The organism is Caulobacter sp. FV2ps19, from assembly GCF_058681035.1.
In genome coordinates this window covers 3,645,026-3,657,071 of record NZ_CM178729.1, presented here as the reverse complement: position 1 = coordinate 3,657,071, position 12,046 = coordinate 3,645,026, and the positions used below count along the sequence as shown (strand labels likewise).

The following is a 12,046-nucleotide window of genomic DNA, read 5'->3' as shown; positions in this document are numbered from 1 at the left end:
TTCCCCCTCCGGGGGAAGACGATCGCGAAGCGATCCGTAGGGGGCCAGCGCCTACCGCGCCCGGATCTTCTTGATCACGCCGGAAAAGCCCAGCATCGGCGCGCCGCCCGTCGACACCACGCCGCGCACGAAGAGCAGCGAACCGCCGGCCTTGGAGACTTCGCCGGTGGCCGTCACCAGATCACCCGGCTGGGCGGGGCCCATGAAGTCTCCGTTCAGGCTGACCGTCACGCCATGTTGTCCCGCCATCACCCTGTGCGCGATCGCGAACAGCGAGAAGTCGGCGAAGGTCAGCATGCAGCCGCCGTGCATGAAGCCGCCGCCGTTCATATGGCGGGGCTCGGCCCGGAAGGCGGTGGTCACCACGCCGGCCTCGTCTTCCTTGAAGTAGAACGGCCCGGCCTGATCCTCGAACGGATCCAGCCCCGACCAGGTGCGCCAGCCGGCCCAGTCGCCGGTCTCGACCAGGCGTGGCCCGCCGGGCGCCTCACTACCGCCGTCCATGAACGTCATCCCCTTGTGTGCCGCCCTGAGCTAGAGGCGCGGCGAAAGGCGCGCAAGCCGTCCCTCGCGTAAGGCGACGATCCATGGCATGGAGCCGCCCATGACTTCCCCGATCCAAGACATCATCCTTTCGCAACTGGCCGGCCTGCCGGACGGCAAGTCCATCGACCCCATGTCGGTCGCCAAGGCCGTGGAACCCGAGCGCTGGCAGCGCCTGCTGGGCCATGTGCGGACCAACGCTATCGAGCTGGCCAAGGCCGGAACGATCGTCATCCTGCGTCATAACAAGCCGGTCGATCCGGACAAATTCCGCGGCGTCTATCGCCTGCGCACCCGCCTGCCGGGCGATCCGAGCACGTTCGAGACGCCGGTCGATGACGTCGAGGACGACGAAGGCTAGGCGCCTTCCCAGGCCTTCCGGATCCAGGACGCGACCTCGGCGTCCACGTCGTCGGGCGAGGCCAGACGCACGCGATGGCTGACCATGGCGTTGAACGACCCCGAGGCCTCCAGCCGGCCGGCCGGCGCCACGCCCTTGAGGTTCAGACCCAGGTCCAGACGGTCCTTGGTCGAGGGCTGCGCCAGGCCAAACTGCTTGGCGCGCCGGAAGCTGACATAGGTCTTCTTGGGGGCGAAACTGGCGCCCTCCAAAGCCTCGACGATCGCCGCCACTTGCTCATAGACCGGCCGCATGGCGGCCTTCGGTCCCGCAAACATGGCCTCCACCAGGGCCTCGTCCTCGCTTGAGCCGGCATCAGAGGCGAAAGTCTTGTGTGCGACCATATTGGCGTAGCCATGACCCAGGCCGTGCTCGGCCTTCAGCCAGTCGACGACAGCCTTGTGCTTCTCGTGTCCGCTAGCCCGTACGGCGGCGATCCAGGTCGCGAGGGTTTTTCCGGTCTTGGCCTCGAGATTGGCGATCATGTTCGCGATCTCGATCTGCGGGTCCGCCATGGCTCAGCCTCCTTGCCGGACCAAGACTGAACGGCCATCGCCCAAGGGCGTCAAGATGGGGCGCGCCGAAGGCTAAGTCTTGAAACGAAACTTAATCGATGAATTATGAGCCCCAACCTCAGGAGAGTTCATCGATGATCATCCACGGCTCGTCGCTATCGCCGTTCGTGCGCAAGACCATGGCCTTCGCCACCGAAAAGGGGCTGGCCTACGAAAACAAGGTCGGACGGCCGGGCCAGCCTGATCCCGACTTCCTGGACTGCAGCCCGTTCAAGAAGATCCCCGGCTTCCAGGACGGCGATTTCAGGATCTCTGACTCCACCGCCATCGTCACCTATCTGGAAGCGGCCCATCCCGAGCCCAACCTGATTCCGCTGGAGCCTAAAGCCCGCGCCAAGACCATCTGGTTCGAGGAATTCGCTGACACCATCTTCGTCGCAGCGGCGGGCAAGATCTTCTTCAACAAGATCGTCGGCCCCCGCTTTATGGGCGTCGAGGGCGACCTGGCCGCCATCGAGAAGGCCGAGACTGAAGAGATGCCGCCGGTGCTCGACTATCTGGAGAAGATCATCCCCGCGTCGGGCTTCCTGATCGAGGACCGGCTGACCCTGGCCGACATCGCCGTCGCCAGCCCGTTCGCCAACCTGATCCATTGCGGTTTTGACTTTTCCAGGTGGCCCAAGACCAAGGCCTGGGCCGACGCCATCCTGGCCCGGCCATCGTTCGCGGCGGTGATCGCCAAGGAGCGCGGCTTCCTGGGCGGCTAAGGTCAGGCGGCGCGGCGCCGCTTGGATTGGCGTCGCCGCGCCCTAGATTGTGCCCATGGCCCTCGACGCACTCCTGTCCGACATCGCCGCCTGCCGGGCCTGCGCGCCTTACCTGCCGCATTCGCCGCGGCCGGTGGTGCGGGTCGCGGCTGAAACCCGCATCCTGATCTGCGGCCAGGCGCCGGGGCGACTGGTCCACGAGACCGGACTGCCGTTCAACGATCCCTCCGGGGTGCGCCTGCGCCAGTGGATGGGCATCGACCGCGAGACCTTCTATGGCCGCGCCGAAATCGGGGTGGCGGCCATGGCCTTCTGCTTTCCCGGGACCAATCCCAAGGGCGGCGACTATCCGCCGCCGCCGCGCTGCGCGGCCCTGTGGCGGGCGCAACTGCTGGAACGCCTGCCCCAGGTGGAACTCACCCTGCTGGTCGGCAGCTATTCCCAGGCCTGGGCGCTGGGCGACCGTGCCGGGAAGACCATGACCGACACCGTCGCCGCCTGGCGCACGTTCGGCGCCAATGTCCTGCCCCTGCCGCACCCGTCCTGGCGCAACACGGCCTGGCTGAAGCGCAATCCGTGGTTCGAGGACGAGGTCACGCCCTATCTTCGTGAGCGTGTGGCGGGCATTCTGGGCGCATGAACCGTCGGGCTCTGATCTTCACCGCTTCCGCCGCCACGCTGAGCGCCTGCGCGCCCCTGACCCAGAGGCTGGACCTGGCCCCGCTGGGCTTTCGCGGGCCGCGCTTTGACGGCGATGACCTCGTCAGCTTCGATGGCGCCCGGCTGGGCCTGAAGACCTGGCTGCCGGTCGGGCGCGAGCCCGACTGGGTGATCATCGGCCTGCACGGCATGAACGACTATGCCAACGCCTTCCATCTGGCCGGCGACTGGTGGGCCGGGCAGGGGATCGCCACCTACGCCTTCGACGTGCGGGGCTTTGGCCGCTCGCCCGAGCGCGGCGTCTGGGCGCCGGTGGGCATGGTCATCGAGGATGTCCGCACCTGCGTCGCTCTGGTGCGCGAGCGGCATCCGGGGGCCAGGATCGCGCTGGCCGGGGTCAGCATGGGCGGCGGCCTGGCCATCGCCGCCATGACCGATCCCGATCCGCCGGTCGTCGATCGGCTGCTGCTGTTCTCGCCCGCCGTCTGGGGCTGGTCGCAGCAGCCCTTGCCCAACCGCACCAGCCTGTGGATCACCTCGCACACGGTGGGAAGCTGGGTGATCAAGCCGCCCGAATGGCTCGTGCGCGAAGTCATGCCCAGCGACAATCTCGATGAACTGCGCCGCATGGGCCGTGACCCGATGATGATCTGGGGTGCGCGCACCGATACGATCTATGGGCTGGTGGGGCTGATGGAGCAGGCCTGGCGCTCGACCGGCCGACTGGCGGTTCCCACCGCCTATTTCTACGGGGTCAATGACCGGATCATTCCCAAGGAACCGGCGGTCGAGGCCGCAGGCCGGCTGAAGGCCGGACAACGCACGGCGTGCTACGCCGAGGGCTGGCATCTGCTGCTGGTCGATCGTCAGGCCCGGACGGTCTGGCGCGACGCGGAAAGCTTCCTGCGCGATCCGGCCGCGCCCTGGCCGTCGGGCGCGCCGCCCATCCCGTCCACCGTCAAGGCGATGGAGGCGATGGTTCCAAAGTCGCAGATGACCGCTTCGGGCTTGTGAGCCCGGGCGCCGGAGCGTACACCCCGCCGAATTCTTTCTGACTTTGGCGAGACAAGCGGCATGACCTTGTTCGATTCCCCCGATTTTGAGGGACATGAAGGCGTCCACACCTTCTTCGACGAAAAAACCGGTCTCAAGTCGATCATCGCCATTCACTCCACCGCCCTGGGTCCGGCCGCCGGCGGCTGCCGGATGTGGGATTACAGCAGCAGCGAGGCGGCCCTGACCGACGCCCTGCGCCTGTCGCGCGGCATGTCGTTCAAGAACGCCATGGCCGGCCTGGAGTTTGGCGGCGGCAAGGCCGTGATCCTCGGCGACAGCCGCAGCCAGAAGACGCCCGAACTGTTCGAAGCCTTCGGCCGTGCGGTCGACAGCCTGAACGGTGCGTACTGGACCGCCGAGGACGTCGGCGTCTCGCCGTCGGATCTGGAAAGCACCCGCAAGACCACGCGCTATGTCGCCGGTCTTGAAGGCGGCGCCGCCGCGTCGGGCGATCCGTCGCCGGTCACCGCCGAAGGCGTGTTCCGCGGCGTGCGCCTGTGCGTCGAACGGGCCCTGAACCGCGACCTCAAGGGCGTGCGGGTGGCGATCCAGGGCGTAGGCCATGTCGGCGCCTATCTGGCCGAAAAGCTGCATGCGGCCGGCGCCGAGCTGATCATCGCCGACGTCAATCAGACGGCGCTCAATGCGGTGGCCGCCAGGACCGGCGCGACCATCGTGCCGACCGACGCCATCTTTGATGTCGAGGCCGACGTCTTCGCGCCCTGCGCCCTGGGCGGCGCGATTTCGGCCGCCACCCTGCCGCGCCTGAAGGTCAAGGTCATCGCCGGCGGCGCCAACAACCAGCTGGCCGACGCGATGATCGGTCAGACGGTGTTTGATCGCGGCATCCTCTACGCCCCCGACTATGTCATCAACGGCGGCGGCATCATCAATGTCGCGGCCGAGATCCGGGCCCTGGCGGCCGATGGCGCGTTCGACGGCGACTGGGTGGCGACAAAGCTGGATCGCCTGGCCCAGACCCTGGGCGAGGTCATCGACCAGTCGATCGCCGAGAAGCGCCCGGCCAATCTGGTGGCCGACGAGATCGCCCGCGCCCGGATCGCCCGGGCCAAGGCCTAGCGGGCTGGGGGGAGGAGCTTCCCGGCCAACGCCGCAGGCCCCCTCCTGACCGCTGCGCGGTCGTCCTCCCCCTGAAGGGGGAAGATGAGATCCGCGCCCTTCATCTTCCCCCTCCGGGGGAGGAGCGCCGCCAGGCGCGGAGGGGGCAAGTATGGGGATTGGGCGCAGTTTATCCCCGTCGATTCCGGATCAAACCTGAACCCAATCAACGCTCTACAAAATAGTCGAGCGCGCCAATCCCCGGCGTTCAAACCGCCCGCATAATCAATCTCACCTGACAGCACGGGAAGGGCGCACGTACGGCGACCGTTGCGACTGGCAGGGGTGGTCGAGCGGGTAGCGCCTGTCGGCCGTCGTCGAAGGCCCGGCGGGGTCTGGCGGAGCGTGGACACCCCTCGAGGACCGTCCCGTGTTGAGGCCAGGCCCGGACCGCCGGGAACTCCCCTCGCCGACGCCCGATGACGCGCAACAGGCATGGGCTGAAATCGCCCATGCGGTCCAGGGTGCGCCAACACCCTGCCCGTCGGGGGCCTAGCTACCGGAGCGGGTTAAAACCCCGCCAATCCCGGCGATGCTCCCGAATAACGGCTACGCGGAGCGTTCGTCTTCGTCGAAACGGTACTTAAAACTCAATATTCCGGGCGAGGCCCGGACGCTCCGCAGCTCTTCCCATCCCTTCAGCGGTGATCCGCGTGAGGTCGACAGGCCGTGGTTTGTATTCCGTTCGCGGGACGCCGGGTAACGCCCCTATCCGAGCCGGCCGGTGACTTTTTGCCGCCTTGGGCGTTTTGTGAGTCCGACCCGGGAGCGCGCCATGCCCAATACTCATCTCGACGACTTGAAGCGGCAGATGCAGCAAGCGGTCGACGCCGAGGATTTCGAGACGGCGGGCAGGCTGCGCGATCAGATCGACAGCGTGCGCCGCGACAACCTGGTGCGCGGCGTCGAGGCGCCCGCCCAGGCCTCCTATTTCACGCGACAGGTTCCCGGAAAGATGGGTCTGGGCTCCGACCAGCAGGTCTATCAACCGCCGGAAGGCTGGGTGGCACCCCGGAAGCCCGATCCGATGACCGCCGGCCATTCGAAGGGCGGGCGGCGTCGAAAGGGCTAGGGTTTCGCCGGCCGTCCGCTGATGTTGGCGCCCGCATCGCGGTCGAGCGACAGGTAGAGCGGCAGGGCCAGCATCGTCACCGCGCCCACCGCCAGATAGGGCAGGACGAAGCGATCGGGTGTCAGTGCGCCGTTGTCGGCGCCGCGGGCCAGGTGCAGCATTGCTCCTCCGAAGCTGACGCCCAGGGCCAGCCCCACCTGTTGGGCCACGGCCGCCAGGGTCGAGGCGGCGGCCACCGAGCGCTCGGGAACATCGGCATAGGCGATGGTGTTGGCGGCGATGAACTGGTTGGAGCGGAAGAAGCCGCCCAGGGTCATCAGGACGATCATCACCCACACCGGCGTCGCGGCCGTGAAGAAGCCCGGGGCGGCGGTGAAGATCGCCGTCAGGGTCAGGGCCACGGCCAGGGCGGTGCGGAAGCCGAACCGCGGCAGGGCCCAGGTCGCGACGGGACGGGCCAGCAGGACGCCGCCGCCGGCCGCGATGGTCACGAGGGCGGCGTGCAGCGGCGTCCAGCCCAGGGCCACCTGCAGCAACAGCGGCAGCAGGAATGGACTGGCTCCGATGCCCAGGCGCACGAAGGCTCCGCCCAGAAGGCTGGCGCGAAAGGTCGGGTATCGCATCAGGGACACGTCGAGGATCGGCCGGGCGGCGCGCCTGGCGTGGCGCAGATAGGCCCAGCCGGCCAGCAGGGCCGCCGACAGGATCGCGATCTGGCCTGGGTGAGGCAGCAGATCAAGGCCCGCCGTCTCGGCCACGATCACCAGGCCGCTGACCGCCGTGGCCGACAGCAGAAAGCCAGTCCAGTCGAAGCGGGCGTCGGCCTGGCGGGTCCCGGCCGGCACGAACCGCTTGACCGCGATTATGCCCAGCACGCCCACCGGCAGGTTCAGATAGAAGATCCAGGGCCAGTCAGCGACGGTCAGCACCAGACCCGCCAAGGGCGGCCCCATCAGCGGTCCCAGCAGGGCCGGCATGGTGAACCAGCCCATGGCGGTGATCAGCTTTTCGCGCGGTGTCGAGCCCACGACGATCAGCCGCGCCACCGGCGTCATCATCGCACCGCCCAGGCCCTGCAGGATGCGCGAGGCGACCAGGGCCTCGAGGTTCCGCGACAGCCCGCAAAGGGCGGAGCCCAGCAGGAAGACGATCATCGCCGCGATGAACACCCGCCGTGACCCGAAACGCTCGGCCGCCCAGCCGCTGGCCGGGGTGAAGACGGCCAGGGCCAGAATGTAGGAGGTCAGGGCCAGCTTCAGATGGATCGGATCCACGGCGAACGCCCGGGCCAGCGTGGGCAGGGCGGTCGACAGGGCGGTGGAGTCGATGAACTCCATGAACAGCGCGCTGGCCACGGCGATCGCGATCAGCCGGGTGGCGCGCGGCGAGGCGGGCAAGGAGGGCGCTGGATCCGGCACGACCCGGGCTTAGGCCGGGCGCGCCGCCGGCTCAAGCCTCAGCGTGGCTTGATCGACAGGGTGACGCCGTAAACGACGTCCTTTTCGGAAAAGTCCTGGGCCGAAAGCTTGCGGCGCGTGGCGCTGAGCGAGATCTGCTTGTTGTCCTTGCGCCAGCCGAGGCCAAGCTGGTGCGTGCCATAGCGGGCAAGACGTTCCTGAGACCAACCCGCCCCGCGCCAGCCGCCCAGGGAGTCGCGGATCATGTTCAGACCCAGGGCCTTGCCCGAACTGGCGGCGAACAGCATCCAGCGGCCACGCCGGGAATCCTGTGTCGAGGTCCCGGCCTTGCCCATCAGGGCGGAGGCGTTGACCGAAAGGCGCTTCATCGCTGACTGCTGGCTCTGCGGCACGAAGGGTTGCGTCTCGGGTGCGTCCAGCTTGGCGACAGCGGCGTAGGTCATCGACGGCTTGACGGACGCCAGGGCCACGGGGCGTGTCCGTAGGCCTGTGCGCGTCTCGCCTCTGCGCGGTTGGGATACGGCCTGGATCTCGCGTGGCGCGACGCGGGCTTCAGCAATTAAAATGGGAGGCTTGCCGGGCGCAGCCTGGCTCGCGTCGCCGGCCAGCGATGTGTTCGAGGGGGCGCCGGCCAGATCGATCGGCGAGGGCGACGTGGCGGTCCCGCGGGGCGCGTCGCCATAGCGGGCGGTGCTGATCGGGGCGTCGGGATCGATGACGGTCTCGCCACCGGCCAGGGTCAGGCCTTGATCATAGGGCGTGGGAGCGTGCACGGACAGCGCTGTGGCCGCGGTTGCGGCGACGGCCAAGCCCGTCGCGATCAGCGCGCTGTAGATGGCCCAGCCTCGCATAGATTCCAAAGTCCCCCGCGCGCATCCCCCGATGGCGATAAGTGTAAGAATGCTTAAGCGCGTCGCGCCTGTACAGTCCGAACGCAAGACGTAAATGTGAAATTCTGTATGCGCTCGTGTTTCAAACGTGCGTGGCTAATCCCGCCTCAGTGTCCGGGCCTGGGTTGAAAGGTCCGTTTTTCCTTTATTTTCAGGCAGGCTTCGTCGGGCTTGCGACCATGCTGAGCCTTGGGCTCGGACTTCGGGGCGCCGTCAGCCGTTTTCATGGGGTTTTGATTTTGAAAGCCGTTGGTCATGGCTTTTCCTCCCTGGCGGAGCGTCACCCTATCACGCGGCCTCTGGGCGCGCATCGAGCAAGCGGACATCCACGGAGACGTGAAGTCTGGCCGCGCCGGGATCGCCGATGATGGCGCCCGACACCGGCAGGGCCTGTGACGGGGTGCGGGTCGTCGCCACGCGGATCAGGTCCGGCGACTCCGCCAGGCCGTTGGTCGGATCGAATTCCAGCCAGCCCAGATCGGGCAGGAACACCTCGCACCAGGCGTGGGTCGCGCCGGCCCCGCGAATGTGCGCCGCGCCGGGCGAATAGATGTAACCGGTGGCGAACAGGGCCGCGTAGCCCAGACGGCGCATCCCCTCGACCATCAGCCAGGCCAGATCCCGACACGCGCCCTGTCCGCTGGTCAGGGTTTCCAGCGGGCTTTGGACGCCTTCCTCATAGCGGTTGACGTAGTCGAATTGGCTGTGGATCACCGAATTGACCCGAAGCAGGAAATCCAGCGCCGGTTCATCCAGCCGCTCGTTCAGGCCGCGCAGCCACTTGAGCAGGATCCCATCGGGATCGTCGGTCTCGGGGGCGATGAACGGCGCCAGGGTGGCGTGGTCCTCCCGGCCATAGACGATCGGCGTCAGGGTGTGGGGATTGTCGATCTGCAAAGGCGACAGCGGGGCGGGGAAGCGGTCGATGACCAGCTCGCTGATGATGCTCAGCGTGTTCGACTGTCCGCGGGGATTGAACAGACACACGCAGTTGCCGTGCGCGTCATAGGCCCAGCGGGTCGGCCCGGGGGGCGAGACATTCAAGGACGCCTCGACAAGGCGCAGGGCGTGACTGTCACGCGGCCGGATCAGCAGGCGGTGCGCGCCAAAGCTGACCGGGCGATCATAGTCGTATCGCGTTTCGTGCAGGATCCGGAGGCGCGCCATCGGCGAGATCAACCCTGACGCGGCGTGTTCGTTCCCCAACCATAGCCATGCAGCGCATGGCTAACCCGGGATTGCAATCCAGAGCGCGCCTTCACGCGCCTTGGTCTAGGCTGCGAAACCGGCCTCGGCGAAGGCCAGCATGCGGGCCAGCAGGCCTTCCACGTCGTCTTCCTGGGTCGTGCCTTCCGACAGCACGTTCAGACGATCGAACTCGGCGAACCGGTTATTATGCAGCATGCCCAGCGTGAAGTGCAGGCGCCAATAGACCTCTTCAGGCGAAAGGTCCGGCCGGGCGGCGAGCAGGGCGTCGGAGAAGCGGCGCAGATGGGAGACGTCGGTTTTGAGGATCTGGCGGATCTCGTCGGTGCCCTCGCTACGGGCCCGGATCAGGAACTGCAGCGAGATGCGGCGTTCATGATCCGGCGCCAGCCAGCGCAGGGGCGGGGTCAGCAGGGCGGCCAGCACCTCGCGCACCGGCGGCTTGCCGGCGTTGCGATCATTGGCCTCGTGCAGCATGCGGGCGCGTTCGCGGTTCAGCTCCGCCGTACGACGACGGAAGATCTCGAACAGCAGGGCGTCCTTGGACCCGAAGTGATAGTTCACTGAGGCCAGATTTACGCCCGCGGCGGCGGTGATGTCGCGCACCGACACGTTCTGGAAGCCATGCAAGGCGAAGAGCCGTTCGGCGGCGACGAACACCAGGTTCTTTGTCGCGGCTTCGGTTTCGGCGGCCTCAACCCCCCCGTCGTTATGAAGAGACGAGGCGGCGGCGTCGGTGGTCGGACTCACTACGATATTCCCCTTTACCCGTGGGGAAGTCTTACGGGCGTTCGAAATTGGCGCAAGCGTCAAGATGGGCCTTAGGCTGATGAAATGCCGGCGCTGCGACCAGATTGTCTAGGCTCCGGATGAGGCTACGGAAGGGGCGTTCGGCGCCGGCGGCCTTGAAAGCCTATCCCCGCACCAGTTCCCGCATGGCCTTGTCCAGGCCCTCGATGGTCAGGGGGAACATCCGGTCGGTCATCAACTGCTTCATCACGCCGATCGACTGGGTGTAGTCCCAGTGGCGTTCGGGGGTGGGATTGAGCCAGATGCAGCTCTGATAGATGTCGGCCACGCGCTGCATCCAGATCGCGCCCGGCTCCTCGTTCCAGTGTTCCACGCTGCCGCCCGGATAGGTGATCTCGTAGGGGCTCATCGTGGCGTCGCCGACGAAGATCACCTTGTAGTCGGCGGGGAACTTGTGGAGCACGTCCCAGGTCGGGATCTTCTCCACCTGCCGGCGGCGATTGTCCTTCCACACCGACTCGTAGAGGCAGTTGTGGAAATAGTAGAATTCCAGGTTCTTGAACTCGGTGCGGGCGGCGCTGAACAGCTCCTCGCAGAGCTTGATATGGCCGTCCATCGAGCCGCCGATGTCGAAGAAGATCAGCACCTTGATGCTGTTGCGCCGCTCGGGGCGCAACTGGATATCCAGATAGCCCTTCTCGGCCGTGCCGCGGATGGTGCCGTTCAGGTCCAGTTCCTCGGCCGCGCCCTGGCGGGCGAACTTGCGCAGGCGGCGCAGGGCGACCTTGATGTTGCGGGTGCCCAGTTCGACGCTGTCGTCGAGGTTCTTGTATTCGCGTTTGTCCCAGACCTTCACGGCTCGGCCATGACGGCTCTTGTCCTGGCCGATACGCACGCCTTCGGGATTGTAGCCGTTGTTGCCGAACGGGCTGGTGCCGCCCGAGCCGATCATCTTGTTGCCGCCCTCGTGGCGTTTCTTCTGTTCCTTCAGGCGTTCCTGCAGGGTCTCCATCAGCTTCTCGAAGCCGCCCATGGCTTCGATCGCCGCCTTCTCCTCGTCGGTCAGGAATTTCTCTGTGAGGGCCTTGAGCCACTCTTCCGGGATGTCGGCTGCGATGCCGTCACTAACGGTTTCCAGGCCCTTGAAGACGTGGCCGAAGACCCGGTCGAATTTGTCGAGGTTCTTCTCGTCCTTCACCAGGGTGGCGCGCGAGAGGAAATAGAAGTCCTCGACCGAGCGATCGATCACGTCCTTATCCAGGGCCTCCATCAGCATCAGATATTCGCGCAGGGACACCGGCACCTTGGCCTGGCGAAGCTCGGAGAAGAAGCGAAGGAACATCGGCGCGGACTTTCGAACAGATGTTCGGAGTGTGGAGGGTTCTCTATCGAGACGCAACTGGTTGCGGTGTTACTCGCCCCCTCCTGACCGCTTCGCGGTCGTCCTCCCCCGTAGGGGGGAGACGGTTTCATCTTCCCCCTACGGGCAGGGCTATCGCATAGGGATCAGGCGCGAAAAATTTGTCATCCCGGACAAGCCTGGCGAAGCCGGGCGCCGATCCGGGACCGATCTGGAAGGCGGCGCTCAGGCGTCGGTCCCGGATCTTCGCGCCGCGCGCTCGTCCGGGATGACAGCCGTTTTGGTCGCGA

Annotated in this window: 14 protein-coding genes; 6 read left to right on the top strand and 8 right to left on the bottom strand. The window is 66.7% G+C overall.

Annotation, left to right across the window (positions count from 1 at the left end):
* Positions 1-51: 51 nt before the first annotated feature.
* Positions 52-504, bottom strand: a complete 453-nt coding sequence (locus ACW18B_RS17350) for a PaaI family thioesterase (RefSeq protein ID WP_492048263.1) — start codon at positions 502-504, stop codon at positions 52-54.
* A gap of 100 nt (positions 505-604) precedes the next feature.
* Here ACW18B_RS17350 and ACW18B_RS17345 point away from each other — a divergent pair, with 100 nt between their 5' ends.
* Positions 605-904: a DUF3253 domain-containing protein gene (locus ACW18B_RS17345; protein ID WP_492048262.1), complete on the top strand. Its 300-nt coding sequence runs from the start codon at positions 605-607 to the stop codon at positions 902-904.
* Here the strand turns inward: ACW18B_RS17345 and ACW18B_RS17340 are convergent.
* Positions 901-1,458 (bottom strand): DUF4287 domain-containing protein, encoded by a 558-nt coding sequence (locus tag ACW18B_RS17340; RefSeq protein WP_492048261.1) that lies wholly within the window; start codon positions 1,456-1,458, stop codon positions 901-903. The two genes, ACW18B_RS17345 and ACW18B_RS17340, sit on opposite strands and share 4 nt — an antisense overlap.
* A 134-nt stretch (positions 1,459-1,592) precedes the next feature.
* On the opposite strand from ACW18B_RS17340, the gene ACW18B_RS17335 reads away from it, so the two are divergent.
* From ACW18B_RS17335 to ACW18B_RS17315, 5 genes are all read left to right on the top strand, one after another.
* Positions 1,593-2,225 carry a glutathione S-transferase family protein gene (locus ACW18B_RS17335; RefSeq protein WP_492048260.1) on the top strand — a complete coding sequence of 211 codons (633 nt, stop codon included), beginning with the start codon at positions 1,593-1,595 and terminating at the stop codon, positions 2,223-2,225.
* 55 nt (positions 2,226-2,280) lie between these two features.
* The gene (locus ACW18B_RS17330) at positions 2,281-2,865 is read left to right on the top strand and encodes a uracil-DNA glycosylase family protein (protein WP_492048259.1); all 585 of its coding nucleotides are present in this window, start codon (positions 2,281-2,283) and stop codon (positions 2,863-2,865) included.
* Positions 2,862-3,899, top strand: a complete 1,038-nt coding sequence (locus tag ACW18B_RS17325; RefSeq protein ID WP_492048258.1) for an alpha/beta fold hydrolase — start codon at positions 2,862-2,864, stop codon at positions 3,897-3,899. Before ACW18B_RS17330 ends, ACW18B_RS17325 begins: the two co-directional genes overlap by 4 nt.
* Before the next feature lie 60 nt (positions 3,900-3,959).
* Complete coding sequence (locus ACW18B_RS17320) at positions 3,960-5,021, top strand: Leu/Phe/Val dehydrogenase (RefSeq protein WP_492048257.1); 1,062 nt, start codon at positions 3,960-3,962, stop codon at positions 5,019-5,021.
* Between the two features lie 814 nt (positions 5,022-5,835).
* Complete coding sequence (locus ACW18B_RS17315; RefSeq protein ID WP_492048256.1) at positions 5,836-6,132, top strand: UvrB/UvrC motif-containing protein; 297 nt, start codon at positions 5,836-5,838, stop codon at positions 6,130-6,132.
* Here ACW18B_RS17315 and ACW18B_RS17310 read toward each other — a convergent pair.
* The 6 genes from ACW18B_RS17310 to ACW18B_RS17285 all read right to left on the bottom strand — a co-directional run bounded on the left by ACW18B_RS17310 (position 6,129) and on the right by ACW18B_RS17285 (position 11,738).
* Entirely contained in the window at positions 6,129-7,529 is a 1,401-nt protein-coding gene (locus tag ACW18B_RS17310) for an MFS transporter (protein WP_492048255.1), read from the bottom strand. The genes ACW18B_RS17315 and ACW18B_RS17310 overlap by 4 nt on opposite strands.
* Before the next feature lie 59 nt (positions 7,530-7,588).
* A complete protein-coding gene (locus tag ACW18B_RS17305) occupies positions 7,589-8,401 on the bottom strand; it encodes a hypothetical protein (protein WP_492048254.1) in 813 nt (270 codons plus the stop codon).
* A gap of 146 nt (positions 8,402-8,547) precedes the next feature.
* On the bottom strand, positions 8,548-8,697 hold the full coding sequence (locus ACW18B_RS17300; protein WP_492048253.1) for a hypothetical protein: 150 nt from the start codon (positions 8,695-8,697) through the stop codon (positions 8,548-8,550).
* Positions 8,698-8,728: 31 nt separating this feature from the next.
* Positions 8,729-9,607: a transglutaminase family protein gene (locus tag ACW18B_RS17295; RefSeq protein WP_492048252.1), complete on the bottom strand. Its 879-nt coding sequence runs from the start codon at positions 9,605-9,607 to the stop codon at positions 8,729-8,731.
* A gap of 105 nt (positions 9,608-9,712) precedes the next feature.
* The gene (locus ACW18B_RS17290) at positions 9,713-10,396 is read right to left on the bottom strand and encodes a TetR/AcrR family transcriptional regulator (protein ID WP_492048251.1); all 684 of its coding nucleotides are present in this window, start codon (positions 10,394-10,396) and stop codon (positions 9,713-9,715) included.
* A 163-nt stretch (positions 10,397-10,559) separates the two neighbouring features.
* Positions 10,560-11,738: a vWA domain-containing protein gene (locus ACW18B_RS17285; RefSeq protein ID WP_492048250.1), complete on the bottom strand. Its 1,179-nt coding sequence runs from the start codon at positions 11,736-11,738 to the stop codon at positions 10,560-10,562.
* Positions 11,739-12,046: the final 308 nt, after the last annotated feature.

What these genes read in the sequence shown, in the direction of transcription:
- ACW18B_RS17350 (WP_492048263.1), bottom strand. Translation starts at nt 504, where the DNA reads ATGGACGGCGGTAGTGAGGCGCCCGGCGGGCCACGCCTGGTCGAGACC.
- ACW18B_RS17345 (WP_492048262.1), top strand. Translation starts at nt 605, where the DNA reads ATGACTTCCCCGATCCAAGACATCATCCTTTCGCAACTGGCCGGCCTG.
- ACW18B_RS17340 (WP_492048261.1), bottom strand. Translation starts at nt 1,458, where the DNA reads ATGGCGGACCCGCAGATCGAGATCGCGAACATGATCGCCAATCTCGAG.
- ACW18B_RS17335 (WP_492048260.1), top strand. Translation starts at nt 1,593, where the DNA reads ATGATCATCCACGGCTCGTCGCTATCGCCGTTCGTGCGCAAGACCATG.
- ACW18B_RS17330 (WP_492048259.1), top strand. Translation starts at nt 2,281, where the DNA reads ATGGCCCTCGACGCACTCCTGTCCGACATCGCCGCCTGCCGGGCCTGC.
- ACW18B_RS17325 (WP_492048258.1), top strand. Translation starts at nt 2,862, where the DNA reads ATGAACCGTCGGGCTCTGATCTTCACCGCTTCCGCCGCCACGCTGAGC.
- ACW18B_RS17320 (WP_492048257.1), top strand. Translation starts at nt 3,960, where the DNA reads ATGACCTTGTTCGATTCCCCCGATTTTGAGGGACATGAAGGCGTCCAC.
- ACW18B_RS17315 (WP_492048256.1), top strand. Translation starts at nt 5,836, where the DNA reads ATGCCCAATACTCATCTCGACGACTTGAAGCGGCAGATGCAGCAAGCG.
- ACW18B_RS17305 (WP_492048254.1), bottom strand. Translation starts at nt 8,401, where the DNA reads ATGCGAGGCTGGGCCATCTACAGCGCGCTGATCGCGACGGGCTTGGCC.
- ACW18B_RS17300 (WP_492048253.1), bottom strand. Translation starts at nt 8,697, where the DNA reads ATGACCAACGGCTTTCAAAATCAAAACCCCATGAAAACGGCTGACGGC.
- ACW18B_RS17295 (WP_492048252.1), bottom strand. Translation starts at nt 9,607, where the DNA reads ATGGCGCGCCTCCGGATCCTGCACGAAACGCGATACGACTATGATCGC.
- ACW18B_RS17285 (WP_492048250.1), bottom strand. Translation starts at nt 11,738, where the DNA reads ATGTTCCTTCGCTTCTTCTCCGAGCTTCGCCAGGCCAAGGTGCCGGTG.